This is a genomic window from Streptomyces flaveolus (assembly GCF_000716535.1).
Classification (GTDB): Bacteria; Actinomycetota; Actinomycetes; order Streptomycetales; family Streptomycetaceae; genus Streptomyces; species Streptomyces flaveolus_A.
In genome coordinates this window covers 1-25,632 of record NZ_JNWV01000002.1, presented here as the reverse complement: position 1 = coordinate 25,632, position 25,632 = coordinate 1, and the positions used below count along the sequence as shown (strand labels likewise).

Here is a 25,632-nt window from a genome sequence, read left to right as displayed (position 1 = left end):
GCAAGGAAACGGAAGTGACGGATCCGGAACGTCCCGACTGGCACCCTTGTGCGAATCGGTGCGAAGGTCTTGGGTGGGACGAGTGCCTGCCCGGCCCGCACCAGGGGCCGGTGGCATGGTGGAATCTCAGGAGGATCCCGACATGTCTCATACGCAGAGCGACGGCGGTGACTGTACGGAGCACCGTACCGCCGTCACCGAGGCCGAGGTGGAGGCCCTGGTCCGGGGCATCTGCTTCAAGACCGGACCGCCCCGCACCCTCGGTGTCGAGCTGGAGTGGCTCGTCCACCCGCTGGAGCTGCCGCAGCTCCCGGTCACACCCGAACGACTCGAAGCGGCCTACGCCTCCGTGCGGGCCGTATCCCTGGGATCGGCGCTCACCGTCGAACCCGGCGGCCAGCTGGAGCTGAGCTCGCCGCCCGCCGCCTCCCTGATGGAGTGCGTCGACACCGTCTCCGCCGACCTGGACGCCGTCCGGGCCGTGCTGGCCCAGGACGGTCTCGGCCTCGCGGGCATCGGCCACGATCCCTGGCACGCGCCCCGCAGATTCCTGCACGAGCCCCGCTACGACGCCATGGAGACCTGCCTGGACCGCACCGGTCCGGCCGGCCGGCACATGATGTGCGCGTCGGCGTCCGTCCAGGTCTGCGTGGACGCCGGCCATGAGGAGCCCGGTCCGCTGGGGCACGTCCGGCGCTGGTGGCTGGCGCACCATCTCGGCGCGGTCCTGGTGGCCGCGTTCGCCAACTCGCCGCTGCGCGACCGCCGCCCCACGGGCTGGCAGTCGAGCCGGCAGCTCACGTGGATGGAGATCGGTGCCGGCCGGGCCGGCGCTCCCCCGCTGAACGGCGAGCCACGGGCCGCCTGGGCCCGGCACGTACTGGACGCGCCGGTCATGTGCGTGCGCCGGGACAGCGGGCCGTGGGAGGTGCCCGAGGGGCTCACCTTCCGGGAATGGACCCGTTCCGGTTCACCCCGGCCGCCCACCCGGGCGGACCTCGACTACCACTTGACCACGCTGTTCCCGCCGGTCCGGCCGCGCGGCCACCTGGAGCTGCGGATGATCGACGCCCAGCCCGGCGAGGACGGCTGGATCGTGCCGCTCGCGGTGACGGCCGCGCTGTTCGACGACCCGGAGGCCGCCGAGACCGCCTACCGGACCGTGAAACGTCTGGGCGAACGCGCCCTGAACCTGCCCGCCCCGCACAACCCCCTGTGGGCCGACGCGGCCCGGTTCGGGCTCGCCGACCCGGAGCTGCGCGAGGCCGCCGACACCTGTTTCGCGGCGGCCCTGGACGCGCTGCCCCGGCTCGGCGCCACGACCCGGGTCACCGACGCCGTGGCGGCGTACCGGGACCGCTACGTCGCCCGGGGCCGCTGCCCGGCCGACGACCTGCTGGACCGGCTGCCGGTGACCGCCCCGCCCTCGTCCGGGTCCGGCCCCGACGCGGGAATCCGCACCGCCCACGGGAGGAAGGACATCCGTACATGACCGCGCCCGAGACCGACATCGAGACCCAGACGGCCGAGACGGACACCGAGGCGCTGCGCGAGCGCGCGCTGGCCTCCCTCGCCACCGCCCGCGACCGCACCACGCTGCTGACCTCCTGCGTCGACGAACCGGACCTCACCGCCCAGCACTCGCCGCTGATGTCCCCACTGGTGTGGGACCTGGCGCACATCGGCAACCAGGAGGAGCTGTGGCTGCTGCGGACGGTCGGCGGCCGGGAGGCGATGCGGCCCGAGATAGACAACCTGTACGACGCCTTCGAGCACCCTCGTTCCGAGCGCCCCACCCTGCCGCTGCTGCCGCCCGCCGAGGCGCGCCGGTACGCGGCGGAGGTGCGCGGCCGGGCGCTCGACCTGCTCCAGGCGGCGGACTTCCACGGCACCCGGCTGACCGAGGCCGGCTTCGCCTTCGGCATGATCGCGCAGCACGAACAGCAGCACGACGAGACCATGCTGATCACCCATCAGCTGCGGAAGGGCCCGCAGGCGCTGACCGCCCCGGACCCGGAGCCGGTCCCGCTGTTCACCGGCCCGGCCGAAGTCCTGGTCCCCGGCGGCCCGTTCACCATGGGCACCTCCAGCGAGCCCTGGGCGCTGGACAACGAGCGCCCGGCGCACCCGCGCGAGGTGGCGCCGTTCTGGATCGACACGACCCCGGTGACGAACGCTGCGTACCAGGCGTTCATCGAGGACGGCGGGTACGACACCGAGCGCTGGTGGTCGCCGCAGGGCTGGGCGCACATCAGGGAGCACTCCGTCTCGGCCCCGCTGTTCTGGCGGCGGGACGGCGGCCAGTGGCTGCGGCGCCGGTTCGGGATCACGGAACCGGTCCCGCCGGACGAGCCGGTGCTGCACGTGTGCTGGTACGAGGCGGACGCCTACGCCCGCTGGGCCGGGCGGCGGCTGCCCACCGAGACGGAGTGGGAGAAGGCGGCCCGCTTCGACCCGGCGACCGGCCGCTCGCGGCGCTACCCGTGGGGGGACGCGGACCCGGCACCGGAACACGCCAACCTGGGCCAGCGGCACCTCAGGCCCGCCCCCGCCGGCAGCTACCCGGCCGGTGAGTCACCGCTCGGTGTGCGGCAGTTGATCGGTGACGTGTGGGAGTGGACGGCGAGCGACTTCCTGCCGTACCCGGGCTTCAAGGCGTTCCCGTACAAGGAGTACTCGGAGGTGTTCTTCGGCCCGGAGCACAAGGTGCTGCGCGGCGGTTCGTTCGCCGTGGACCCGGTCGCCTGCCGGGGCACCTTCCGCAACTGGGACTACCCGATCCGCCGGCAGATCTTCTCCGGGTTCCGCACCGCCCGCTCGGAGGCGGTCTGATGTGCCGTCACCTCGCCTACCTGGGCCCCGAGGAACCGCTCGGCCGGGTCCTCATGGAGCCCCCGCACAGTCTGTTCCGCCAGTCGTGGGCGCCGCGCCGGCAGCGGTACGGCACGGTCAACGCCGACGGGTTCGGGGTGGGGTGGTACGCCTCCCAGGACCCGGTCCCGGCGCGTTACCGGCGGGCCGGGCCGATCTGGGCCGACCTGTCCTTCGCCGACCTGTCCCGGGTGGTGCGCTCGGGTGCCGTGCTCGCGGCCGTCCGGGACGCGACCTTCGCCGGGGCGGACGCCGAGGCCGCGGCGGCGCCGTTCGCGTCCGGGCGGTGGCTGTTCAGCCACAACGGCGCGGTCGCGGGCTGGCCGGACGCGGCGGCGCCCCTGGTGTCCGGGCTGCCGCCGGTCGAGCTGCTCTCGCTTCAGGCCCGTAACGACTCGGCATTCGTCTGGGCGCTAGTCCTGCACCGGCTGCGGAGCGGCGACGCACCGGACCAGGCCATGGGCGAAACGGTTCTCCAACTAGCGCGGGCGGCCCCCGCCTCCCGCCTCAACCTGCTGCTGACCGACGGAGCCACGATCACGGCCACCGCCTGGGGCGACTCGCTCTGGTACCGCGCGGAGCCCGGCCGGAGCACGGTCGTCGCCTCCGAGCCGTACGACGACGACCCGCTCTGGCGGGAGGTCCCCGACCGCACCGTGGTCACCGCGAGCCGCGCCGGCGTGCTGCTCGCCCCGCTGGAGGAACCGGCGGCCTCCCCCACGCTCGACTCCTCCCGAGCGGGGGCACGCCCATCACCGAAGGAGCCCTGCCGTTGAGTCCCCTGCACGTCACCCGCACGCTCCCCGAGGACGCGACGGACGCCGCGCTGCGCGCCGACGTCCTGCACGGCCTCACCGTCACTCCCAAGTGGCTGCCGCCCAAGTGGTTCTACGACGCGCGCGGCAGCGAGCTGTTCGAGCGGATCACCGAACTGCCCGAGTACTACCCCACGCGGGCCGAACGGGAGATCCTCGCCGCCCGGTCCGGTGAGATCGCCGCCGCGAGCGGTGCCCGCACCCTGGTCGAACTGGGCTCGGGCTCCTCGGAGAAGACCCGCTACCTGATCGACGCGCTGCCCCTCTCGGCGTACGTCCCCGTCGACGTCAGCGAGAGCGCCCTCACCCAGGCCGGCGAGGCTTTGATCGAGGAGCGTCCCGGGCTCGAAGTCCACGCGTTGATCGCCGACTTCACCGCCCCGCTCACCCTGCCCGCCACACCGGGACCCCGGCTGGTGGCCTTCCTCGGCGGCACGATCGGCAACCTGCTGCCCGCCGAGCGCGCGCGGTTCCTGGCGTCCGTGCGCACGCTGCTCGCCCCCGGCGACGGGCTGCTGCTCGGCACGGACCTGGTGAAGGACGAGGGGGTGCTGGTCCGGGCGTACGACGACGCGGCCGGGGTGACGGCCGCGTTCAACAAGAACGTGCTGGCCGTGGTCGACCGCGAACTGGGGGCCGACTTCGACCCGGACGCGTTCGACCACGTGGCCCTCTGGGACGCCGAGCGGGAGTGGATCGAGATGCGGCTGCGCTCCCGTACCGCGCAGACCGTGAAGGTGCCCGCGCTGGATCTCGCCGTGGACTTCGCGGCGGGCGAGGAGCTGCGCACCGAGGTGTCGGCCAAGTTCCGCAGGGAGGGCGTGACCGCCGAACTGGCCGCCGCCGGCCTGGAGCTGACCCACTGGTGGACGGACGCCGAGGGCCGGTTCGCGCTGTCGCTGAGCGTGGTGCGGTGAGGCGGGTGCGCCCGGTCAGCCCACGTCCGGGGCGAGCGCCTCGGTGATCGCGCGTGAGGCGCGGCGGGCCTCGGTCAACGGGTCCGCGCCGCCCAGCACCCGGGTCATGTACTCCTTGATCGGGTTGTCCGCCTCGACGTCCGCCCACTGAGGGGTGTTGGGGGTCGCCCGTCCGTGCGCCGCGCCCACGGCCATGGCGGCGACCCCCTCCTCGCTGCCGACCGCGCCGGCCAGCGTGGTCTTGTTGGGCACGTAGTTCATGGTGCGGGCGAGCTCGGTGTCCCACTTGGCTCCGGTGAGCGCCCCGACGACGGCGGTCGCGGCGAACTGGTCGTCGGTGTTGCGCGGGACGACCAGGTCGGAGCCGCCGGTGAAGACCGTGCCGGGCCGTCCGGCGGTCGGGCCGGGCACCGGGAAGAAGCCGAGCTCGTCCTTCAGGGCCGGGTTCTGCCGGACGACCGCCTGGGCGAGTCCGGGTACGGCGACGATCTGCGCGACCTCGCCGTCGGCGAACACCCCGGCCTGGGGCGGGTGTTCCTCGTCGGCGTCCACGGGCCCCTCGCCCAGCGCCTGGAGCCGGCGGTAGAAGTCCATGCCGCGCAGCGCGTCCGGGGTGTCCAGGGTGCCCTGCCACTCGTAGTCCTTCTCCCGGGCGAGGTCACCGCCCTCGTCCCAGATGAAGCCGGAGAGCGTGTACCAGTCCTGCCCGGCGAGGTAGATGCCCTGGTTGCCGCCGGAGTTGAGCTTCTCGGTGGCGGCGAGCCACGCGTCGCGGGTCTTCGGCGGGCTGGTGATGCCGGCCTGCTCGAACAGGTCCTTGCGGTAGATGACGACGCGGTTGGCGGCGTACCACGGGATGCCGTACTGCTTGTTGCCGTCCTTGCCGGGCTCGGCGAGACCGGGCAGCCACTTCTCCTTGCCCCAGTCCCGCATCGACTCCAGGGTCAGGTCCACGAGCCGGCCGCCGTCCGCGTACAGCGGCACCTGGGTGTTGCCGACCTCGATGACGTCGGGGCCGTCGCCGGAGCCGTCCTTGAGCGCGCCGCGGACCTTCTCGACGATGCCGGTCCACTCCTGGATGCGGATGTCCAGCCGCAGATCCTCGTGGGTGCGTTCGAAGTCCTCGGTGAACCGCCGCAGGAACTCCCCGGAGGCGCTGCCCTTCATCAGCCACACGGTCACGGTCTTCCGGTCGTGGTCGCCGGGCAGCATCCCGCAGCCGCTGACGAGTGAGCCGGTGACGCAGATGAGGGCGAGCAGACGACGTCTCACGAGGGGTCCTGTTCTGTCTGGCGAAAGTGCTGGGACAGGGCTGGGGGCCCGACGTGGGGGGACGAGCGCGCGACTCGTACGGGTGTTCGCGATTTTGGTATGGACCAATGCGGAGGTCAAGGCCCGGCCACCGGCCGGCCCCCGACGCCGTGCGCGCGGAGCGCTGATACGGCACGGTGGAGTACGGCGTGACACGAGAGGAGCACCCGCATGTCGAACCACACCTACCGGGTCACCGAGATCGTCGGGACCTCGCACGAGGGCGTCGACCAGGCCATCCGCAACGGCATCGCCCGCGCCGACCAGACCCTGCGCAACCTGGACTGGTTCGAGGTGACCCAGGTCCGCGGCCAGATCGAGAACGGCCGGATCGAGCACTACCAGGTGGGCCTGAAGGTCGGCTTCCGCCTGGAGGACGGCGACTGAGCCCGCCCGCGCCGGCCCTCCTCAGGTACGCCCTTCCCGCTCCTGCGCCTCTTCCAGGGCGGCCGACTTCGCGGCCCAGCGCGCCCGTACGACGGTGAACCCGGCCCGCTCGGCGTCGTCACAGACCAGTTCGTCGTCGTCCACGACCATCCGGACCTCCCGGTCCCGGGCGAGCCGGCGCAGGATCGCCAGCTTGGTGAACCGGGCCGGCCTGCGGTCGGCGTCGCCCCGCATGTGCACGCGCCCCTCGGGAAGCCCGTGGGCCGCGAGCCACTCCAGCGTGTCCCGGCGGCACCGCTCGGGGCGGCCGGTGAGGTAGACGACCTCGCACGCCCGGGCGCTCTCCACGGCCAGCGCCACGCCCTCGGCGATCGGCGGGTCCTGGGGCGCGGCGGCGAAGAACGCGTCCCAGTTCCGCGGCCGGCCCTCCAGGAAGTGCTGGCGGTGGGCGGTGTCGGCAAGCGTGTTGTCGAGGTCGAACACGGCGAGCGGGCGCTTGCTGCTGTCGGTCACACCGACCACCCTAACCAGCCCCGCCGCCCGAGCCGGCCGTACGGTGCGTGCCCGTGCACCCACCGGGGGTGGCCCCGGGAATCCCGGGCCCGCCACGACGTTGAACCCTCTGTGAGCAGCACAGTGATCAGCCGGACCCGGTTCTCCGTCCTCGACCGCTCCCGCACCCGCGAGGGCCACCCGGCCGCCGAGGCGCTGCGGGACTCCGTGGCGCTGGCCCGCGAGGCGGAGGCGCTGGGCTACCACCGGTTCTGGGTGTCCGAGCACCACGGGGTGCCGGGCGTCGCCGGCTCCGCGCCGACCGTGCTCGCCGCCGCGGTCGCCGCCGCAACCCGCACCATCCGGGTCGGCACCGGCGGGGTCATGCTGCCCAACCACCGACCCCTGGTCGTCGCCGAGCAGTTCGGAGTGCTGGAGGCGCTGTTCCCGGGCCGGATCGACATGGGGCTCGGGCGCTCCGTCGGCTTCACGGACGGGGTGCGCAGGGCGCTCGGCCGGGACAAGGCGGACGCCGAGGACTTCGCGGCGCAGCTCGGCGAGCTGCTGGACTGGTTCACGGGCGACTCGCCGACCGGGGTGCACGCCCGCCCCGCGGAGGGCCTGACCGTGCCGCCGTTCGTGCTGGCCATGGGCGAGGGCGCGCGGATCGCCGCCCGCGCGGGCCTGCCCGTGGTCGTCGGAGACCTGCGGGCCCGCGAGAAGATGCTGCGCGGCATCGACCGGTACCGCTCCCTGTTCCGCCCCTCCCGCTGGGCGTCCGAGCCGTACGTCGTGATCTCCGGTACGGTCGCGGTCGCCGGCACCGAGGCCGATGCACGCCGGCTGCTGGTCCCCGAGGCCTGGTCGATGGCGTACTCCCGCACGCACGGCAACTTCCCGCCGCTCGCCCCCGCCGAGGCGGTCGAGGCCCGCGTGATGACCGCGAAGGAACGGGAGCTCTACGCGTCCGGGCTCGCCGGGCACATCGCGGGCACCGCGGACCAGGTCGCCCACGAGCTGGAGACGGTGCTGAAGGAGACGGGCGCCGACGAGGTGCTGGTCACCACCAGCACCTACGACCGTACGGCCCTGCTGGACTCCCACCGGCGGCTCGCCGCGCTCTTCGCGCCGGGCCGGTGACCCGCCCGAGATGCGAACCCGGCGCGGGCCGGTGACCCGCCCGAGATGCGAACCCGGCGCGGGCCGGTGACCCTGGGAGGGCGAACCCCTAGTGACGAGGAGGGCTGCCATGTCCCTCAAGGACAAGATCAAGGGCATGCTCAAGGGCCATGAGGGCATGGCCGACAAGGGCATCGACAAGGGCGGCGACTACATCGACCAGCGCACCGGGGACAAGTACCAGTCGCAGGTCGACACCGGTCAGGACAAGCTGCGCGACGAGTTCGGCACCCGGCCGCAGGACCGGGACAACCCTCCGCAGGTCTAGCGCACGGGGGCGGTTAGGCTGTCCCCCCGATGCACAGCCCCCATGACCCGTACGTCCGCGTCCGCGGCGCCCGCGAGCACAACCTCAAGGGCGTCGACGTGGACATCCCCCGGGACGTCCTCGCCGTCTTCACCGGCGTCTCCGGCTCGGGCAAGTCGTCCCTGGCGTTCGGCACGGTCTACGCCGAGGCCCAGCGGCGCTACTTCGAGTCGGTAGCCCCGTACGCGCGCCGGCTGATCCACCAGGTGGGGGCGCCCAAGGTCGGTGAGATCACCGGGCTACCGCCCGCGGTCTCGCTCCAGCAGCGCCGCTCCGCCCCCGGATCGCGTTCCTCGGTGGGCACCGTCACCAACCTCTCCAATTCACTGCGCATGCTGTTCTCCCGCGCCGGCACCTACCCGCCCGGCGCCGAGCGGCTGGACTCGGACGCGTTCTCGCCGAACACGGCGGCCGGTGCCTGCCCCACGTGCCACGGCCTAGGCCAGGTGCACGAGACCACGGAGGAGCTGCTGGTCCCGGACCCCTCGCTGACCATCCGCGAGGGCGCCGTCGCGGCCTGGCCGGGCGCCTGGCAGGGCAAGAACCTGCGGGACATCCTGGACACCCTCGGCCACGACGTGGACCGGCCCTGGCGCGAACTGCCCGCCCGCGAGCGCGAGTGGATCCTGTTCACCGACGAGCAGCCGGTGGTCACCGTCCACCCGGTACGGGACGCCGACCGCATCCAACGCCCGTACCAGGGCACCTACATGAGCGCCCGCCGGTACGTCCTGAAGACCTTCTCCGACACCAAGTCGCCGACTCTGCGGGCGAAGGCGGAGCGTTTCCTGACCAGCGCGCCCTGCCCCGCCTGCGGGGGCAGCCGGCTGCGGCCCGAGGCCCTCGCGGTGACCTTCGGCGGGCGGACCATCGCCGAGCTGGCCGCGCTGCCGCTGACCGACCTCGCGGGACTGCTCGACGGCGGCACCGGAACGGAGACGGCCCGGGTGCTCACGGCCGACCTCAGGTCCCGGATCGCGCCGGTCGTCGAGCTGGGGCTCGGCTACCTCAGTCTGGACCGGGCCACCCCCACCCTCTCGGCGGGCGAGCTGCAACGGCTGCGGCTGGCCACCCAGTTGCGGTCCGGGCTGTTCGGTGTGGTGTACGTGCTGGACGAGCCGTCCGCCGGGCTGCACCCGGCGGACACCGAGGCCCTGCTGACCGTGCTGGACCGGCTGAAGGCGGCCGGGAACTCGGTGTTCGTGGTGGAGCACCACCTGGAGGTGGTGCGCGGCGCCGACTGGGTGGTCGACGTGGGCCCCGGCGCGGGCGAGCACGGCGGGCGGGTGCTGTACAGCGGGCCGGTCGCCGAGCTGGCCTCGGTCGAGGAGTCGGCGACGGCCGTGTTCCTCTTCGACGAGTCGCCCGGTCCGCCGCGTGAAGTCCGCGCACCCCGCGGCTGGTTGACGGTGGGCCCGGTGACCCGGCACAACCTGCGGGAGGTGACGGCCGAGTTCCCGCTCGGCGCGTTCACCGCGGTGACCGGTGTCTCCGGCTCCGGGAAGTCCACGCTCATCGGTGAGTTGACGGAAGACCTGGAGGGGATCGAGCGGCTGGTCCGCGTCGACCAGAAGCCCATCGGGCGCACCCCGCGGTCCAACCTGGCGACCTACACGGGCCTGTTCGACGTCGTACGGAAGGTGTTCGCCGGCACGGAGGAGGCGCGGGAGCGCGGGTACGGCGTCGGCCGGTTCTCCTTCAACGTGGCCGGAGGGCGCTGCGAGACCTGCCAGGGCGAGGGGTTCGTCAGCGTGGAACTGCTGTTCCTGCCGAGCACCTACGCGCCCTGCCCGGACTGCGGCGGTGCCCGCTACAACCCCGAGACGCTCCAGGTGACGTACCGGGGACGGACCATCGCCGACGTGCTCGACCTGACCGTGGAGGCCGCCGCGGAGTTCTTCGCGGACTCCCCCGGCGCCGCCCGCAGCCTCGGCACACTGCTCGACGTGGGCCTCGGCTATCTGCGGCTCGGCCAGCCGGCGACCGAGCTGTCCGGTGGCGAGGCGCAGCGGATCAAGCTGGCGAGCGAACTTCAGCGCGGGCGCCGGGGTCACACCCTGTACCTGCTGGACGAGCCGACGGCCGGACTGCACCCGGCCGATGTGGAGGTCCTGATGGACCGCCTGCACGGGCTGGTCGACGCCGGGCACACGGTCGTCGTGGTCGAGCACGACATGACGGTGGGCGCCCTATCTGGCACGGGTCATGCCCTGAGCCCCGGGTGACCCGCGTGGTCGGCACGGTCCGGCGGCGCAGTACGGGCGCCCTATCTGGCACGGGTCATGCCCTGAGCCCCGGGTGACCCGCGTGGTCGGCACGGTCCGGCGGCGCAGTACGTACACCCGGCTCCCGTGGCCGACGGGCCGCTGCCCCGAGCCCGCTTCGAGACGGCTCGCGCCGCGTTCCACCGCCCGGCCGGGCTGAGCGCCCCGCTGCCGCGGAGCAGACGGGGGACGCCGGACGGAGCCCCCGTACGGTGACGTCCGTGCGCTCAGCACTCGGCTGCCCCGGGCCTGGCCGTGATCGGGCACCGCGCGGGGCAGGTCGCACCTGACTCCGCGCCGGTCCACACGGACCGGCTGACCGGGTGCTGCCGAACCGAACGGCTGGCACCGCCCGGGTTCGCCCGACGACCTGGAGCGGACCTTGGGCACCCAGCTCGCTGTGAATCGTGCCGGTGCCGTTCGACACCGAGCCGTGGTCACCGCGCCGGCAGCTGAAGGACCTCCGCCCGGCCACCGTGCACGCCTGTCCGCGGCCGGCCGAGCTGGTCCTGCGGCACCCCTAGCGCGCTCGCGACCAGCGCCGCGTGGGTCCAGGCCGGTTCGGGGGCGGCCGGCTGGGCCGCGTGGGCGAGGGCGCGGCGGTCGGGGTGGGTGCCCGGCGGTATCACCGGGCGGACCTCGACTTCGGCGACCAGGCCGCGGGCGCGGGCCACCCGCCAGAGGGAGGCCAGCAGGGTGTCCTCGCCGACGAAGGCCGCCGCCGTGCCGGGTCCGCCGTCCTGCCGCCGGTAGCGCAGGCCGACCGGCTGGACGGGCACGCCCGCGTCGAGCGCGGCCTGGAACACGGCCCGGCGGAAGCAGCCGTGGGCGCGCCCGCACCAGGTGCTGCCCTCGGGGAAGGCGGTCACGGCCGCACCCGCGCGCAGGGCGCCGGCGATGTCGGCGACCGTGCCGGGCAGGGCGCGCAGCCGGTCCCGCTCGATGAACAGGGCCCCGCCGCGCGCGGCCAGCGCGCCCGCCATGGGCCACCGCCGGACCTCGGTCTTGGCGAGCATCCGGGCCGGGCGCACGGCGGTGAGCAGCGGTATGTCCAGCCACGAGACGTGGTTGGCGACCAGCAGCAGCCCGCCGGCCGGCGGGGCGGCGCCGGTGATCCGGACCCGGACCCCGATGGCCCGCACGATCCACCGGCACCACCGCCCGACCCACTCGGCGGGGATCCTCCCGCCGAGCGGGGACAGCGCGATCCCGGCCAGCAGCAGGGCGGCGACCGCGGTCAGCCGCAGCACCGCGCGGGGTACGGCCGCGGCGGCCCGGACCGGCTCCAGGCAGGCGCCCGGGGTGCAGGGCGCGCTGGGCAGCCAGACGCTCATCAGGCCGGGACGAGGGAGAGGAAGTGCCGCAGATAGCGCGGGTCGACCCGGCGCATCGACAGCAGGACGTACAGGTCGGCGACCCCGAAGGCGGGGTCGTGCGCGGGCTCGCCGCAGACCCAGGCGCCCAGCCGGAGGTAGCCGCGCAGCAGGGCGGGGAGTTCGGTGCGGGCGGCGGGGGCCGCGGCGCTCGGGGTCCACGGCAGCAGCGGCCGGACCCGGAACTCCTCGGGCGCCAGGTGCCTGCCCCGGACCCGCTCCCAGGTGCCGGTGGCGAGGGCGCCGCCGTCGGCGAGCGGCACGGAGCAGCAGCCGGCCAGCCACTCGTGGCCCCGGTCGGTCATGTAGCGGGCGATGCCGGCCCAGATCAGACCTATGACGGCGCCGTCGCGGTGGTCGGGGTGGACGCAGGACCGGCCGACCTCGACCAGCCCGGGGCGGATCGGGTCCAGCGCGGTCAGGTCGAACTCGCCCTCGGAGTAGAGCCGGCCGGCGATGGCGGCCCGCTCCGGCGGCAGCAGCCGGTAGGTGCCGACGACCTGCCCGGTCACCTCCTCGCGCACGAGCAGGTGGTCGCAGTAGGCGTCGAAGGCATCGACGTCGTGTCCCGGCTCCGCGGTGGTCAGCAGGGCCCCCATCTCCCCGGCGAAGACGTCGTGCCGCAGCCGCTGGGCGGCACGCACATCGGCCTCGTCGCGGGCGAGGGTGACGGTGTAGCGGGTGGGTGCCGTGGGCTGCGGGGGACGGTCGAGGGTGGAAACGCCGGTCATGGCTCTCTCCTGGGCACGGGCCGGTCGGCGGCAGAGGCGGCGGGCCCGGTGTGTACGGCCCGCCGCTCCTGTTCTTCCGAGGCCGGTTGGCGTGCGCGTGACCGGTGCCGGGAGAGCGGATGTGAGGGTGGTGAACGGCGGGGTCGACGGGGTCGGCCGTCCTCCGTCACGCGTCCTGGATCACCCGTTCTTGCTCACACGTCCTTGCTCACACGTCCTTGCTCACACGTCCTTGCTCAGCGTCCTTGCTCACGCACCCGGCGAGCAGGCGACCGGCCTCCTCCTCGCCGAGCACGCGCTCCAGGACGAGGTCGCCCGTCATGTGCGGGAAGAAGCGGCCCGCGGGCCAGCTCCGCTCGTACGGCGGCGGGTCCAGGACGAGCAGCCGTACGCCGTCCACGACCGGGATGTCCGAGGGGGTGCCCTCGTTCCAGACCCATGCGCCGGACGGGGTGAGGAGGTTGAAGGAGCCGGTGGTGTCCACCTGTCCGGGCCGGTCCCGGCAGACGGCCGCCTCCTCGGCGGAGGGCGCGCGGCCGGGCAGGTGGCCGCCGCCGACCAGCACGTCGGCGAGCAGGGTGTGCAACTGGAAGTTGTCGCCGATCCCGGTCATGCGGAGGGCGTAACCGGTGCCGGTGGGGCGGTGCAGCACGATCAGCGGTTCGTCGTCCAGGACCAGCAGGGCGTAGGCCAGGCACTTGAAGTCGTGCCCGGAGTCCTCCTCCACCGAGCGCAGCGTCCGGAACAGGCGGGCCCGCGTGCCGGCGTCGAGGGCGGTGCGGACGGCGGCGTGGTTGAGCATGGCGACGGAGGCCATCTCCCACTGGTGCAGGGTCAGCCAGGCCACGGCCGCGTCCTCCCCCACCCGGTCGAAGAGGTCCGGGTGCGGTTCCGCGGCCTCCGGGTCGGGGAGTTCCCCGCCGCCGGTCGCCGCCCACCGCTCGCAGGCCTCCCGCGCGCCGTCGAGCGTCTCGGCGAGCCCGGCGAGGACGTGCGGCCCGCACGCGGAGGCGTCGGCACCGCGCTCGACGCACGCGCCGACGATCACGGCGACGGTGGCGCGCGGGCCGGGCGGCACCTCGTCGAGGATTCCGGCGAGCCGCGGCCCGGCCCGGAGGAACTCCTGGTCGGCCGCGTCACCGAAGAACCGGTGCATGTCCTGGAAGTACTGTTGCGACCGGTCGGCGTCCCGTTCGCGGACAGCGGCCTCGAAACCGGCTACGGCGTCGAGGAACCGCTCCCTCCCCTTGTTCCCGAAGATCATGGGCGGAGACTACCGGGGCCGGGAAAGCCAGACGGGGCCGGGGAGCACCACTCCCGGCCCCGCCCGTCCACCGATCGGCGAACGTTCTCGGGTGCTACTTCTTGCCCGCCTTCCGGGCGGCCCGCAGCCATTCCTTGTTCATGCTGGTGATCGAGACCAACGGGATTCCCTTGGGGCAGGCGGTCGCGCACTCACCGGTCAGCGTGCACCCGCCGAACCCCTCCGCGTCCATCTGCGCCACCATGTCCAGCACCCGCGTCTCCCGCTCGGGCGCTCCCTGGGGCAGTACGTTCAGATGGTTGACCTTGGCGGACGTGAACAGCATCGCCGCACCGTTGGGACACGCGGCGACACACGCCCCGCACCCGATGCACTCGGCGTGCTCGAACGCGAAGTCGGCGTCGGCCTTCGGCACCGGCGTGGCGTGGGCCTCCGGCGCGGAGCCGGTCGGCGCGGTGATGTAGCCGCCGGCCTGGATGATCCGGTCGAACGCCGACCGGTCCACGACCAGGTCCTTGATCACCGGGAACGCGGAGGCCCGCCACGGCTCGATGTCGATCGTGTCGCCGTCCTGGAAGGACCGCATGTGCAGCTGGCAGGTGGTGGTCCGCTCCGGCCCGTGCGCGTCGCCGTTGATGACGAGCGAGCACGCGCCGCAGATGCCCTCGCGGCAGTCGTGGTCGAAGGCGACCGGTTCCTCCCCCGAGAGGATGAGCTGTTCGTTGAGGACGTCCAGCATCTCCAGGAAGGACATGTCGGGCGAGATGTCGTCCACCTCGTAGGTGGACATCGCTCCTTCGGCGTCGGCGTTCTTCTGCCGCCAGACGCGCAGGGTGAGCTTCATGCGTAGCTCCGCTGGGTGGGATGGACGTACTCGAAGACCAGGTCTTCCTTGTGCAGGACGGGCGCCTCGCCGGTGCCGGTGAACTCCCACGCGGCGGCGTACGAGAACGCGTCGTCCTTGCGGGCGGCTTCGCCGTCCGGGGTCTGGGACTCCTCGCGGAAGTGGCCGCCGCAGGACTCGGTGCGGTGGAGCGCGTCGAGGCACATCAGCTCGGCCAGCTCCAGGTAGTCCACGATGCGGTTGGCCTTCTCCAGCGACTGGTTGAACTCCTCGCCGGTGCCGGGAACCTTGATCCGGCGCCAGAACTCCTCGCGGATCTGCGGGATGCGCTCCAGCGCCTTGCGCAGCCCCGTGTCGGAGCGGGCCATGCCGCAGAACTCCCACATCAGCTCGCCGAGTTCGCGGTGGAAGGAGTCCGGGGTGCGGTCGCCGTCCACGGCCAGCAGCAGGTTGATCCGGTCCTCGGTCTCGGCCAGCACCTCCTGGACGACGGGGTGGTCGGCGGTGACCGGGTCCTGGTGCGGGTTGCGGGCCAGGTAGTCGTTGATGGTGGCCGGCAGCACGAAGTAGCCGTCGGCCAGGCCCTGCATCAGCGCCGAGGCACCGAGCCGGTTGGCGCCGTGGTCGGAGAAGTTGGCCTCGCCGATCGCGAACAGGCCGGGGATCGTGGTCTGGAGGTCGTAGTCGACCCACAGGCCGCCCATCGTGTAGTGCACGGCCGGGTAGATCCGCATCGGCACCTCGTACGGATCCTCGTCGGTGATCCGCTGGTACATGTCGAAGAGGTTGCCGTACTTGGCCTCGACCGCCTTGCGGCCCATGCGCCGGATGGCGTCGGCGAAGTCCAGGTAGACGCCCTGCCCGCCGGGGCCCACTCCCCTGCCCTCGTCGCAGACGTTCTTCGCGGCGCGGGAGGCGATGTCCCGGGGCACGAGGTTGCCGAAGGACGGGTAGATGCGCTCCAGGTAGTAGTCGCGCTCGTCCTCGGGGATCTCGTTCGGCGGGCGGGTGTCGCCCTGGGCCTTGGGCACCCAGATGCGGCCGTCGTTGCGCAGCGACTCGCTCATCAGCGTGAGCTTGGACTGGTGGTCGCCGGTGCGCGGGATGCAGGTCGGGTGGATCTGGGTGAAGCACGGGTTGGCGAAGTAGGCGCCGCGCCGGTGCGCCCGCCAGACGGCGGTCGCGTTGGAGTTCATGGCGTTGGTCGACAGGTAGAAGACGTTGCCGTAGCCGCCGGAGGCGAGGACGACGGCGTCCGCGAAGTACGTGTCGACCTTGCCGGTGATGAGATCGCGCGCCACGATCCCGCGTGCCCGCCCGTCGACGACGATCAGGTCGAGCATCTCGGTGCGCGGGTGCATCTCCACGTTCCCGGCGGCGATCTGCCGGGACAGCGCCTGGTAGGCGCCCAGCAGGAGCTGCTGGCCCGTCTGGCCGCGGGCGTAGAAGGTGCGCGAGACCTGGACGCCGCCGAAGGAGCGGGTGTCGAGCAGGCCGCCGTACTCGCGGGCGAAGGGCACGCCCTGGGCCACGCACTGGTCGATGATCTCCACGGAGATCTGCGCCAGGCGGTGCACGTTGGACTCGCGGGCCCGGAAGTCGCCGCCCTTGACGGTGTCGTAGAACAGCCGGTGGATGGAGTCGCCGTCGTTGCGGTAGTTCTTCGCCGCGTTGATCCCGCCCTGCGCGGCGATGGAGTGGGCGCGGCGCGGGGAGTCCTGGTAGCAGAACTGGACGACGTGGTAGCCCTGTTCGGCGAGCGTGGCACCCGCGGAGCCGCCGGCCAGGCCGGTGCCGACGACGATGATCGTGTGCTTGCGCCGGTTGGCGGGGTTGACCAGCTTCGCCTCGAAGCGGCGCTTGTCCCAGCGTTCGTGGATGGGCCCGGCGGGGGCCTTGGTGTCGGTGACCGGCGCGCCGGTCGCGTAGTCGGCGTAGGTAGTCATGTCAGCTCACCACTCCGGTCATGACGCCCACGGGGATGGAGATGAAACCGGCCGTGAGCAGCAGCGCGAGGACGTTCGCGAGGGTCTTGAGGGCGCGGTCGCGGGTGCGGCTGCCGACGCCGAGGGTCTGGGCGGCGCTCCAGAAGCCGTGCCGGACGTGCAGGCCGAGCGCGAGCATCGCCACGATGTAGATGACGTTGCCGTACCAGGTGGAGAAGGTGTCCACGACGTTCTGGTACGGGTGGCCGTCCTGGAAGCCGCCGGAGTGCACCGTGCCGGTGGTCAGGTCGAGGATGTGCCAGACGATGAACAGGCCGAGGATGATGCCGCCCCAGCGCATGGTGCGGGTCGCGTAGCTCGCCCGCGGCTTCTTGTGCACGTACTTGCTGGGCCGTGCCTTGATGTCGCGCCGGCTGAGCTGGTAAGCGGACGTGGCGTGGGCCACCACGGCGACCACGAGGACGATCCGGACGAGCCAGAGGGTCCACTCGTAGTGCATGAAGGGCTCGCCCACGGTGCGCAGCCAGTGCGCGTAGTGGTTGAACTCGCCGGCGCCGAAGTAGATCTTCAGATTGCCGATCAGGTGCGCGACCAGGTACAGGAGCATGATCACGCCGCTGACGGCCATCACCGTCTTCTTGCCGACGGAGGAGTCCCACATCGTGCGCGCCATGGACGGCCGTCGGTCCGTCCGCGTTGCCAGAGCCATGGAACAGCACGCTAGGGGTGAGAGGCCCGATCGGTCCAAGACATGGTCCAGCTCGTTTCCATAGGCCAGGGCTATTCTTGAGGTGTGCAGTTCCAGCAGCTCCAGTACTTCGTGGCCGTCGCCGAGACCCGGCACTTCACCCGGGCCGCCGAGCTGGTCCATGTCGCCCAGCCCTCGCTCTCCCAGCAGATCAAGGCGCTGGAGCGGGAGCTGGGCGCGGATCTCTTCCTGCGGGCCCGGGGCAACATCACGCTCACCGACGCCGGCGAGGCGCTGCTGCCGCTGGCCCGGCGCATCCTGGCCGACGCCGACACGGCCCGGCACGAGGTGCAGGAACTGGTGCAGCTACGGCGGGGGCGGGTACGGCTGGGGGCGACGCCGAGCCTGTGCACGGGGTTGTTGCCGGACGTGCTGCGGGCCTTCCACGACCGGTACCCCGGTATCCAGCTCCTGATCGAGGAGGGCGGCTCCCACGACCTGGTGCGCGAGCTGGCGCGCGGCGCGCTCGACCTCGCGCTGGTCGTGCTGCCGCTGCCGACGCCGGCGCCCGCGCTCACGACCGTGGAACTGCTGCGCGAGGACCTCGTGGTGGTGTCGTCCCCGGAGGCACCGGCGCCAGGCCGGAACGGGCGGTTCGTGGAGATCGCCGATCTGGAGGGGGAACGGCTGGTGATGTTCCGGCACGGGTACGACCTGCGGGAACTGACCGTCGCCGCGTGCCGCTCCGCGGGGTTCGAGCCGGACTTCGCGGTGGAGGGCGGCGAGATGGACGCGGTGCTGGGGTTCGTCCGGGCGGGGCTGGGCCTGGCCGTCGTACCGAGGATGGTGGCCGCCCGGACGGGCCGTGGGCTGCGGGTCACCCCGCTGGCCCGCCCCGGCCTGCACCGCACCATCGCCCTCGCCCACCGCAGCGATGTGGCTCCGCCGCGAGCGGCCCGGGAGTTGCAGCGGATGCTGCTGGAGCGGTAGGCGGTGGGGGTGGAGCGGTGGGCGGTGACGGTGGCCCCATACGCGGTGCCGGTGGAGCCGCGGGTCGTGCAGGTGGAGCTGTAGGCGGTAACGGTGAAATCGGGGCGTGCCGGTGGAGCCGCGGGCCGTGACGGTGGAGCCGCAAGCCGTGCCGGTGGAGCCGCGGGTCGTGGCGGTGGAGTTGTAGGCGGTAACGGTGAAACCAGGCCGTGACGGTGGAGCCGCAAGCCGTGCCGGTGAAACCGGAGGTGGTGCCCAAGGAGCCTTGGGCGGTACCGGGAGCCTTCGGCGGCACCAGTGAACCGCAGGTCGTGCCGGTCGAGCCGTAGGCCGTGCCGGTGAAACCGGAGGTCGTGCCCAAGGAGCCTTCGGCGGTACCGGGAGCCTCAGGCGGCCCCAGTGACTTTGCAGTGCGTGCCGAAGGAGCCTTGGGCACGTACCGAGACCTAGGCGGCGCCGGTGAAACCGCCGGTCGTGCCCGTGAAGCCGCAGGTCGGTGCCGCGGGAGCCATACGCGGCGCCGGTGAAGCGCAGACTGTGCCGGCGGAGCCGCAGGACGTGGCGGTCAGCCCAGGGCGGCCGGTTTGAGTACCTCCTCGCACCACCGGCGGAAGGACGTGCGCGCGGTCTCGGGCGTGGTGGGCGCCGCGCTGCCGTAGAAGCCCTGTTCGGCGGTCGCGGCCGCGAGGTCGGCCACGGCCCGCGCCCAGTCCTCGCTCGCGCCGTGCCGCAGCATCGACGCCCGGTACTCCGCGCCGCTGAGCCGCTGGAAGCGGACCGGCCGGTCCAGCACCTCGGAGACGACGCGTGCCATGCCCTCGGGCGTCAGCGCGTCGGGACCGACCATCGGGACGTCGTCCTGGCCGGTCCAGGAACCGTCGAGCAGCAGCCGTGCCGCTGTGGCGCCGATGTCACGGGTGGCGCAGGTGCGCAGCACCCGGTCGCCGTAGGTCGCCATGGCGATCACCCCGCCGTCCCGGATCGCCGCGGCCTGGTGGAGCAGGTTCTCCATGAGGTACGGCGGGCACAGCGCCCGGTGGTGGACACCGGTGGCCCGGATCTCGTCGTCCATGGCCAGCGAGGCCGAGATCTGGCCGGCGTTCCGGGCGACGCCACGGCCCAGGGTGGAGACGGCGACGACCCGCTCGACGCCCCCGGCGCGGATCGCGTCGACCAGGGGCCGGGTGAAGGAGCGGAAGTGACCCTCGACGCTGTCGGCGGTGGGCGCCGGCGGCACCAGCCAGAACACCCGGTCGACGCCCGCGCACGCCTTGGCGGTGACGTCGGGGTCGGCGTGCGAGCCGGTGACGGCCTCGACGCGGGCGCGCGCACGCGGGGACAGGCGCGCCGGATCGCGCACGATCACGCGGACCTCCCCCGCCGCGTCCCCGGCGTCGAGGAGGGAGTCGAGGACCTGGCTGCCGATCTGACCGGTCGGAGTGGTGACAAGGATCACGGAAAGCTCCTGGAAGGACGGGAGGCGGACGTGATCGAGCCTGCCGTCCGGCGTCCGGCAACTGAAGGACCGCTTCGCTCCCGGTTGTTACCCTCAGGGCAATACCGAGCCCGGGGCACAGCCGAAGCGAGCCCCAGGGCACTGCCGAAGGGAGGGCGAAGCCGTGGAGTCCCGCCCGCTGCGCTACTTCGTCGCCGTCGCCGAGGAACTCAACTTCGCCCGCGCGGCCGAACGGCTGGGCATCTCCGCCCCGCCGCTGTCCCGGGCGATCCGCCGGCTGGAGACGGAACTCGGGGTCACCCTCTTCGAACGGACCACCCACAGCGTGGCCCTGACCCGGGCGGGCGAAGTGCTCCTCGCCGAGGCGCGGTTCGCGCTGGACGCCCTGGATGCGGCCGGGCGGCGGGCACAGCGCGCGGCAGGCCCCGACCGGAAGCTGGTCCTGGCGGTCAAGGCCGACGGCGACGCGGGACTGCTGGAGCCGGTCCTGGAGCGCTACGCCACCGACCCCGCCGCCGTGCCGGTGACGGTCCGGCTGTGCGCCTGGCTGGAACAGCCCGGGCTGCTGCGGCGCGGGGAGGCCGACGCCGCGCTGATCCACGAGCCCTTCGACCGCACCGGCCTGGACAGCGAGACCCTGATCGCCGAACCGCGTGTCGCGGTGCTCGGCGCGTCCCATCCGCTCGCCGCCCGCGACCGGGTGCCGCTCGCCGACCTCGGACTGCGCCCCGGGGACGTGCACCGGTTCCTGGAGGACATGCGGCACGAGGGCCGCGATCTCGCCCAGTTGCTCACCCGCGTCGCCCTGGGCGAACTGGTCGCCCTGCTGCCGGCGTCCGTCGCCGACCGCTACCCGCGTCCGGGCGTCGTGTACCGGCCCGTCCCGGACGCGCCGCCCTCGCTGCTGGCGGTCGCCTGGCCGCAGCACTCCCGCTCCACGGCCACCGCGGCACTCGTCCGGGCGGCCGCCTCCGTCGCCGCGGCCGCCCGTCAGGGGGACGACGGCGGGGCCGGGGCCGGTCAGCCCGTCGCGTCCACCAGCGCCAGGTCGTGGAGCCTCTCCGGCGGGCCCGGGCGGGCGTAGTACCAGCCCTGGGCCGTGTCACAGCCCAGTATCCGCAACTGCTCGGCCTGGGCGCCGGTCTCCACGCCCTCGACCGTGACCGCCAGGTCCAGGCTGTGGGCGAGCGAGACGATGCCCTCCACGATCTTCAGGTCGACGGGGTCGGCGGGGAACTGCTGCATGCCCTGGGTGAAGGAGCGGTCCAGTTTGAGGACGCTCACCGGCAGGCGGCGCAGATTGGCGAGGTTGGAGTAGCCGGTGCCGAAGTCGTCCAGGGCGATGTCGACGCCCATCTCCGCGAGCCTTCGCAGCGGTTTGAGCAGGTCGTCGTCGGCGCCGATGAGCGCGGACTCGGTGACCTCCAGGCACAGGGCGTCCGGGGTGACGCCCGTCCGTTCGAGGATGTCGACCGTGTCCTGCACCAGGCCGGGGTGGCTGAGCTGGCACGGGGACAGGTTGACGTTGATCCGCAGCGGGCCGGCGGCCTTCTGCTCGCCGTGGCGTTCCCGCCAGGCGCGGGCCTGGCGGATCGACTCCTCCAGGACCCAGCGGCCGAGCGGGACGATCAGGCCGGTGTGCTCGGCGAGCGGGATGAACCGGTCGGGGCCGAGAACGCCGTGCTGCGGGTGCAGCCAGCGCACCAGGGCCTCGGCGCCGCGCACGCTGCCGTCGCCGAGGTGGACCAGCGGCTGGTACTCGATGAAGAACTCGCCGCGCTCCAGCGCGGTCGGCAGGGCCGTGGTCAGGCCGTGCCGGGTGATGGCGCGGGCGTCGGCCTCGGGGTCGGCGAGCTCGGAGCGGTTGCCGCCCGCCGACTTGGCCCGGTACATGGTGATGTCGGCGCTGCGCAGCACCTCGGCCGCGGTGCGCTCCCCGGCCGGGCCCTCCACGATGCCGAGGCTGCCGCGCACCATGAGGTCGCGGCCGTCGATGCTGATCGGGGTGACCAGCGCGTTCATGATGCGCTCGGCGAGTTCGTCCACCTTCCGTTCGGTGCCGGGGCCGGTGGTCAGGGCCACGAACTCGTCGCCGCCGAGCCGGGCGACCATCTCGCCGGGCGCGGTCGCGCAGGACTGGAGCCGGTCGGCGACCTCCACCAGCAGCCGGTCGCCGGCCGCGTGGCCGAGGCTGTCGTTGATGGTCTTGAAGCCGTCCAGGTCCAGGTAGCACAGGCCGAAGCGCTGGCCCTCGCCCGCGCTGAGGGCCTTCTCCAGCCGTTCGAAGAACAGGGAGCGGTTGGGCAGGCCGGTGAGGGCGTCGTGCGTGGCCTCGTAGCGCAGCCGGAGGTTGAGCAGCCGGCGCTCGGTGGTGTCCTCCATGAGGGCGAGCTGGTACTGCGGGTCGCCGTCGGCGTCGCGCAGCAGGGACACCGTCAGGTTGGTCCACAGGACCGTCCCGTCGGGGCGGTTGAACGCCTTCTCCACGTGGTAGTGCTCGCGCTCGCCGCGCACGAGTTCGTCGTAGAGCCGCCAGGTCTGCGGGGCGTCCTCGGGGTGGACCCAGTCCTGGACGCGCCGGCCGCGCAGGGTCTGCTCGGAGAGGCCGAACATGCGCAGCAGCGCCTCGTTGACCTGGAGGACGTTGCCGTCGAGGTCGGCGATGCCGATCCCTATCGCGGCGCCCTCGAAGACCGCGCGGAAGCGGGCCTCGCTCGCGTGCAGCGCCTGGGCCACCACGCCCTGGGCCTGCAACGCGGCCTGGGCGATGGCCTCCTGCTCGGCGAGGGTGCGCTCGCGCAGCGCCTGGGCGTAGCCGGCGGCCATGGCGTGCTGCAACCGGGAGGAGCGGATGCGCAGTTCGTCCTGGGGGCCGCCCTCGCCGCAGTACAGGACCAGGTAGGCGTCGACGCAGTCGAGGGTGCGGGCCAGGGCCTCGGGGTCGGTGCAGTGCGCCCCGACCAGGGCGGCCCCGACGGCCTTCGCCGCGTCCGCGTCGAAGCTGCGGGCACGCAGCAGCTCGCTCAGCCTGCGTGCGAGCGGCAGGAGTTGTTCCTCGAACTCGGTGCGAGTCAGCGACGTGGAGGTCACCGGGAAGAGCGCCCGGCTCCAGATCGTCGTCAGCCGGCGCAGTCTGCCCTCCGGCTCGTCCGGCTCCGCGCTCACGCCGTACGCCCCACGCCGGCGAATCCGGAGAAGGCATACGGGTCCTCGTCCTCCGGCGCCGAGTCCGGGCGCCAGCGCGGCATCGGCACCAGTCCGGGTTCCACCATGTCGTACCCCTCGAAGAACCGCGCGATCTCCTCGCGCGAGCGCATGATCAGCGGGTTGCGAATGTCCTTGTACACGTCCACCGCGCCCTCGGCCCGCTCGGCGGGCAGCGGGATTCCCTCGTACGAGGCATGGGTGAGGATCAGCAGGCTGCCGGGCGCGAGCGCCTCGCGCAGCTCGGCCACCGCACTGTACGGGTCGTCCGCGTCTTCCACGAAGTGCAGTATGGCAACGAGGAGGAGGGCCACTGGCCGATTCAGGTCGATCAGGCGGTTCAATTGGGGGCTGGAGAGAATCTCCTGGGGCTTGCGCAGGTCCGCCGCGACCACGTCGGCGTCGTCGTTGCCCGCCAGGACCGCCTGGCTGTGCGCGACGGCCACCGGGTCGTGGTCGACGTAGACCACGTGTGCGCCCGGTACGGCCGCCTGCGCCACCTCGTGCACGTTTCCGAAGGTGGGGATGCCGGAGCCGATGTCGAGGAACTGGGTGATGCCCTCGCCGGCCGCGAACCGCACGGCCCGGCGCATGAACGCCCGGTTGGCCTGCATGATCTTCGGCAGGCCCGGCATGAACTCCATGGCCTTGCGGGCCGCTTCCCGGTCGACCTCGAAGTTGTGCGAACCGCCCAGGTAGTAGTCGTAGATCCGCGAGACGCTGGGCACCGAGATGTCGATGCTCCGTGGGGCCCAGGCGGGACGCTCCATGTATCTCTCCAAGGCGTGGACGGGTGCAGGCGATCCGGTGTTCGAGCTGAGGCTACTGATCGCCCGCCGATGGAGCGACCCGATCCGGAAATTGACCGTCCGTTCCCGGTCACTGCCTGTGGCAAGTGCCCGTATGCCCCGCTGTGTGACGGCTGTACGGGCAACTCGCGCGCTCACCGCACACAACGATCCGCCCCCTCCGTGCGGTGCGGAGGGGGCGGATCTTCGGCCGCGCGCCGGGGCGGGCGGGGCGATCGACCTGGGGAGGTGATCAGTCGCCCGACGCGCCGACCGGCTTTCCGTCGGGCGAGACGGCGTACCACGTGCCGCCCACGCCCTGACCGTTGGTGTCGCCCGGGGCCTTGTCCCCGGAGAAGGTGTAGACCGGCCAGCAGTTGACGGTCATCTGCTTCACCCCGTCGGGGCGGGTGAAGGGCATCAGGCCCTTCTTCTTGACGCCCTCGGTGTCGTCGGCGTTGACCGGGCCGACCGCCGGCCACTTCTCCAGGCAGGCGCCGGTGCAGTTGGAGACGGACTTCGGCCAGGCCTGGTCCTTCATGAAGCGGTAGACCGTCATGCCGTTCTTGTCGATGACGATGTCACCCAGTTTGGGGTCCTTGCGGACGGACAGGCCGGGCAGGTCGGTCAGCTTGGCCTTCTTGCCGTTGGGGGCGAGCGCGAACCACTTGCCGCCCACGCCCTGGCCGTTGACGTCACCGGCGTTGACGTCCTTGGCGTAACGGTAGGCGGGCCAGCCGCCGACCGTGAGCTGCTTGGAGCCGTCGGCGCGGGTGACCTCGCCGAGCAGCGCCTTGTCGATGCCGGCACCGGCGGTGGCGTCGTCGGCGGGGACCGGCGGCCAGGTGGTGGCGCAGTCGCCGTCGCAGTTGGACTTGGGCGGGTTGGCGGTGTCCTTGTCGAACCGGTAGAGGGTGAGGCCGGAGCCGTCGGTCAGCACATTGCCCAGCTCGGGGTTGCCGGCGACTTCGAGCTTGCCCGCGGGGGCGACCGGGGCCGGGGAGCTGGAGCTCTGGTTGCCGTCTGCGCCGTATCCGTTGCCGGCGCCCGGCGCGGTGCCGCTGCCCGGGTTGCCGTAGTCGCCGGCCGCGGCGGTGGCCCCGACGTTCTGGGCCGCCGAAGCGGGAGTGGTGGCATTGTCCTGACCGCACGCCGTCGTCAGCGCCAGCACAGAAGCGGCTGTCGCCACCAGTGAGGCGGTCCGCCAGGAGGTCTTCATCGTCAACTCCCCATTATCGCCTGGATATTGCAGCGCCCTGATGTGCCGCCGCACGGCCATGGGTACGCACCGGAGGGGCCCTGGTGTTCAACGGCGGCCGGAATTTCTTTCCGGAGCCCGTACGGCGCCGGGGCGGGGCGGGCGCACCCAGGGGACACATGGGGCGATAGCGGACCCTTCCGCTCGTCAAACCTCCGATCACCCCATCTCCCTCTTTCGGAGCAATCTCGGCCCACTGCGGGGTACGGCGGCCTTCCGCGCCTCATGATCTCGGTCGTGCCTGGACCCGAAGTGACCCGATGCGCGCCCACCACGCGGGTGTTGGCCCTGTTGACGCTGACCTGGGCCCTGGTGGGCTGTCCGGCCGGCACCGCGTCGGCCGACGCCTGCGCGTACGCCTCCACGGGCCCGGACGGCACGGTGGCGGTGGCCTACGCGGGCGGCCACCACTGGCCCGACCCGCCCTGTCCGAAGCCGCCCCCGCCACCGTGTCCGCCGACGCCGACGCCGACGCCCACTCCCCCACCGCCCCCGCCGCCCCCGCCGCCCCCGCCGCCGACACCGACACCGACACAGACACCGACAC

General features: G+C 72.8%; 22 protein-coding genes. 10 read left to right on the top strand and 12 right to left on the bottom strand.

All coding sequences use genetic code 11. The features are described from left to right. Positions 1 to 142 precede the first annotated feature (142 nt). From egtA to egtD, 4 genes are read left to right on the top strand one after another with little or no spacing between them, the layout of a single operon-like run. Complete coding sequence (egtA, locus tag OO52_RS01475; RefSeq protein WP_030639856.1) at positions 143 to 1,492, top strand: ergothioneine biosynthesis glutamate--cysteine ligase EgtA; 1,350 nt, start codon at positions 143 to 145, stop codon at positions 1,490 to 1,492. Beyond that, positions 1,489 to 2,832 carry an ergothioneine biosynthesis protein EgtB gene (gene egtB, locus OO52_RS01470; RefSeq protein WP_030639858.1) on the top strand — a complete coding sequence of 448 codons (1,344 nt, stop codon included), beginning with the start codon at positions 1,489 to 1,491 and terminating at the stop codon, positions 2,830 to 2,832. The genes egtA and egtB overlap by 4 nt, the downstream gene beginning before the upstream one ends. Next, positions 2,832 to 3,647: an ergothioneine biosynthesis protein EgtC gene (gene egtC, locus OO52_RS01465; RefSeq protein ID WP_030639861.1), complete on the top strand. Its 816-nt coding sequence runs from the start codon at positions 2,832 to 2,834 to the stop codon at positions 3,645 to 3,647. The genes egtB and egtC overlap by 1 nt, the downstream gene beginning before the upstream one ends. Next, complete coding sequence (gene egtD / locus OO52_RS01460; RefSeq protein ID WP_030639863.1) at positions 3,644 to 4,603, top strand: L-histidine N(alpha)-methyltransferase; 960 nt, start codon at positions 3,644 to 3,646, stop codon at positions 4,601 to 4,603. Before egtC ends, egtD begins: the two co-directional genes overlap by 4 nt. A 15-nt stretch (positions 4,604 to 4,618) precedes the next feature. Here egtD and OO52_RS01455 read toward each other — a convergent pair whose 3' ends face one another. Beyond that, a complete protein-coding gene (locus OO52_RS01455) occupies positions 4,619 to 5,875 on the bottom strand; it encodes an extracellular solute-binding protein (RefSeq protein WP_030639865.1) in 1,257 nt (418 codons plus the stop codon). A 210-nt stretch (positions 5,876 to 6,085) separates the two neighbouring features. Here OO52_RS01455 and OO52_RS01450 point away from each other — a divergent pair, with 210 nt between their 5' ends. Further along, on the top strand, positions 6,086 to 6,301 hold the full coding sequence (locus tag OO52_RS01450) for a dodecin (protein WP_014676440.1): 216 nt from the start codon (positions 6,086 to 6,088) through the stop codon (positions 6,299 to 6,301). A 21-nt stretch (positions 6,302 to 6,322) separates the two neighbouring features. Here OO52_RS01450 and OO52_RS01445 read toward each other — a convergent pair whose 3' ends face one another. Beyond that, positions 6,323 to 6,814: an LNS2 domain-containing protein gene (locus OO52_RS01445; protein ID WP_030639868.1), complete on the bottom strand. Its 492-nt coding sequence runs from the start codon at positions 6,812 to 6,814 to the stop codon at positions 6,323 to 6,325. A 111-nt stretch (positions 6,815 to 6,925) separates the two neighbouring features. On the opposite strand from OO52_RS01445, the gene OO52_RS01440 reads away from it, so the two are divergent. The 3 genes from OO52_RS01440 (at position 6,926) to OO52_RS01430 (ending at position 10,504) form a co-directional block, all read left to right on the top strand. Beyond that, positions 6,926 to 7,933 (top strand): LLM class flavin-dependent oxidoreductase, encoded by a 1,008-nt coding sequence (locus OO52_RS01440; protein WP_030639870.1) that lies wholly within the window; start codon positions 6,926 to 6,928, stop codon positions 7,931 to 7,933. A gap of 109 nt (positions 7,934 to 8,042) precedes the next feature. Further along, entirely contained in the window at positions 8,043 to 8,240 is a 198-nt protein-coding gene (locus tag OO52_RS01435; RefSeq protein WP_030639872.1) for an antitoxin, read from the top strand. A gap of 29 nt (positions 8,241 to 8,269) precedes the next feature. Further along, positions 8,270 to 10,504, top strand: a complete 2,235-nt coding sequence (locus tag OO52_RS01430; RefSeq protein ID WP_432422514.1) for an ATP-binding cassette domain-containing protein — start codon at positions 8,270 to 8,272, stop codon at positions 10,502 to 10,504. A 476-nt stretch (positions 10,505 to 10,980) separates the two neighbouring features. On the opposite strand, the gene OO52_RS01425 is transcribed toward OO52_RS01430, so the two are convergent. From OO52_RS01425 to OO52_RS01400, 6 genes are all read right to left on the bottom strand, one after another. Continuing rightward, entirely contained in the window at positions 10,981 to 11,877 is an 897-nt protein-coding gene (locus tag OO52_RS01425; RefSeq protein WP_051818148.1) for a lysophospholipid acyltransferase family protein, read from the bottom strand. Next, complete coding sequence (locus tag OO52_RS01420) at positions 11,877 to 12,647, bottom strand: GNAT family N-acetyltransferase (RefSeq protein ID WP_030639878.1); 771 nt, start codon at positions 12,645 to 12,647, stop codon at positions 11,877 to 11,879. The genes OO52_RS01425 and OO52_RS01420 overlap by 1 nt, the downstream gene beginning before the upstream one ends. Before the next feature lie 208 nt (positions 12,648 to 12,855). After that, positions 12,856 to 13,911, bottom strand: a complete 1,056-nt coding sequence (locus OO52_RS01415) for a hypothetical protein (protein WP_030639880.1) — start codon at positions 13,909 to 13,911, stop codon at positions 12,856 to 12,858. Positions 13,912 to 14,005: 94 nt separating this feature from the next. Further along, complete coding sequence (locus OO52_RS01410) at positions 14,006 to 14,755, bottom strand: succinate dehydrogenase/fumarate reductase iron-sulfur subunit (RefSeq protein WP_030639883.1); 750 nt, start codon at positions 14,753 to 14,755, stop codon at positions 14,006 to 14,008. Further along, positions 14,752 to 16,701, bottom strand: coding sequence for a fumarate reductase/succinate dehydrogenase flavoprotein subunit (locus OO52_RS01405; RefSeq protein ID WP_030639885.1), 1,950 nt, complete (start codon positions 16,699 to 16,701; stop codon positions 14,752 to 14,754). The genes OO52_RS01410 and OO52_RS01405 overlap by 4 nt, the downstream gene beginning before the upstream one ends. A 1-nt stretch (position 16,702) precedes the next feature. Continuing rightward, on the bottom strand, positions 16,703 to 17,374 hold the full coding sequence (locus tag OO52_RS01400) for a succinate dehydrogenase (protein ID WP_030639887.1): 672 nt from the start codon (positions 17,372 to 17,374) through the stop codon (positions 16,703 to 16,705). Positions 17,375 to 17,494: 120 nt separating this feature from the next. Between OO52_RS01400 and OO52_RS01395 the strand changes: the two genes are divergently transcribed. Beyond that, a complete protein-coding gene (locus OO52_RS01395; RefSeq protein ID WP_030639889.1) occupies positions 17,495 to 18,379 on the top strand; it encodes a LysR family transcriptional regulator in 885 nt (294 codons plus the stop codon). A 565-nt stretch (positions 18,380 to 18,944) separates the two neighbouring features. Here the strand turns inward: OO52_RS01395 and OO52_RS01390 are convergent. After that, on the bottom strand, positions 18,945 to 19,835 hold the full coding sequence (locus OO52_RS01390) for an NAD(P)H-binding protein (RefSeq protein WP_030639891.1): 891 nt from the start codon (positions 19,833 to 19,835) through the stop codon (positions 18,945 to 18,947). A gap of 163 nt (positions 19,836 to 19,998) precedes the next feature. On the opposite strand from OO52_RS01390, the gene OO52_RS01385 reads away from it, so the two are divergent. Next, positions 19,999 to 20,919: a LysR family transcriptional regulator gene (locus tag OO52_RS01385; RefSeq protein ID WP_078876949.1), complete on the top strand. Its 921-nt coding sequence runs from the start codon at positions 19,999 to 20,001 to the stop codon at positions 20,917 to 20,919. Here OO52_RS01385 and OO52_RS01380 read toward each other — a convergent pair. From OO52_RS01380 to OO52_RS01370, 3 genes are all read right to left on the bottom strand, one after another. Beyond that, on the bottom strand, positions 20,856 to 23,000 hold the full coding sequence (locus tag OO52_RS01380; protein ID WP_030639893.1) for a putative bifunctional diguanylate cyclase/phosphodiesterase: 2,145 nt from the start codon (positions 22,998 to 23,000) through the stop codon (positions 20,856 to 20,858). The two genes, OO52_RS01385 and OO52_RS01380, sit on opposite strands and share 64 nt — an antisense overlap. Continuing rightward, complete coding sequence (locus OO52_RS01375) at positions 22,997 to 23,809, bottom strand: SAM-dependent methyltransferase (protein ID WP_030639900.1); 813 nt, start codon at positions 23,807 to 23,809, stop codon at positions 22,997 to 22,999. Before OO52_RS01375 ends, OO52_RS01380 begins: the two co-directional genes overlap by 4 nt. 271 nt (positions 23,810 to 24,080) lie before the next feature. Continuing rightward, positions 24,081 to 25,046 carry an SCO0930 family lipoprotein gene (locus tag OO52_RS01370; protein WP_030639901.1) on the bottom strand — a complete coding sequence of 322 codons (966 nt, stop codon included), beginning with the start codon at positions 25,044 to 25,046 and terminating at the stop codon, positions 24,081 to 24,083. Positions 25,047 to 25,632 lie beyond the last annotated feature (586 nt).

Excerpts from the sequence above, each read along its gene's own strand:
- egtA (WP_030639856.1), top strand. The coding sequence starts at position 143 with ATGTCTCATACGCAGAGCGACGGCGGTGACTGTACGGAGCACCGTACC.
- egtB (WP_030639858.1), top strand. The coding sequence starts at position 1,489 with ATGACCGCGCCCGAGACCGACATCGAGACCCAGACGGCCGAGACGGAC.
- egtC (WP_030639861.1), top strand. The coding sequence starts at position 2,832 with ATGTGCCGTCACCTCGCCTACCTGGGCCCCGAGGAACCGCTCGGCCGG.
- OO52_RS01450 (WP_014676440.1), top strand. The coding sequence starts at position 6,086 with ATGTCGAACCACACCTACCGGGTCACCGAGATCGTCGGGACCTCGCAC.
- OO52_RS01435 (WP_030639872.1), top strand. The coding sequence starts at position 8,043 with ATGTCCCTCAAGGACAAGATCAAGGGCATGCTCAAGGGCCATGAGGGC.
- OO52_RS01430 (WP_432422514.1), top strand. The coding sequence starts at position 8,270 with ATGCACAGCCCCCATGACCCGTACGTCCGCGTCCGCGGCGCCCGCGAG.
- OO52_RS01425 (WP_051818148.1), bottom strand. The coding sequence starts at position 11,877 with ATGAGCGTCTGGCTGCCCAGCGCGCCCTGCACCCCGGGCGCCTGCCTG.
- OO52_RS01420 (WP_030639878.1), bottom strand. The coding sequence starts at position 12,647 with ATGACCGGCGTTTCCACCCTCGACCGTCCCCCGCAGCCCACGGCACCC.
- OO52_RS01415 (WP_030639880.1), bottom strand. The coding sequence starts at position 13,911 with ATGATCTTCGGGAACAAGGGGAGGGAGCGGTTCCTCGACGCCGTAGCC.
- OO52_RS01410 (WP_030639883.1), bottom strand. The coding sequence starts at position 14,755 with ATGAAGCTCACCCTGCGCGTCTGGCGGCAGAAGAACGCCGACGCCGAA.
- OO52_RS01405 (WP_030639885.1), bottom strand. The coding sequence starts at position 16,701 with ATGACTACCTACGCCGACTACGCGACCGGCGCGCCGGTCACCGACACC.
- OO52_RS01400 (WP_030639887.1), bottom strand. The coding sequence starts at position 17,374 with ATGGCGCGCACGATGTGGGACTCCTCCGTCGGCAAGAAGACGGTGATG.
- OO52_RS01375 (WP_030639900.1), bottom strand. The coding sequence starts at position 23,809 with ATGGAGCGTCCCGCCTGGGCCCCACGGAGCATCGACATCTCGGTGCCC.
- OO52_RS01370 (WP_030639901.1), bottom strand. The coding sequence starts at position 25,046 with ATGAAGACCTCCTGGCGGACCGCCTCACTGGTGGCGACAGCCGCTTCT.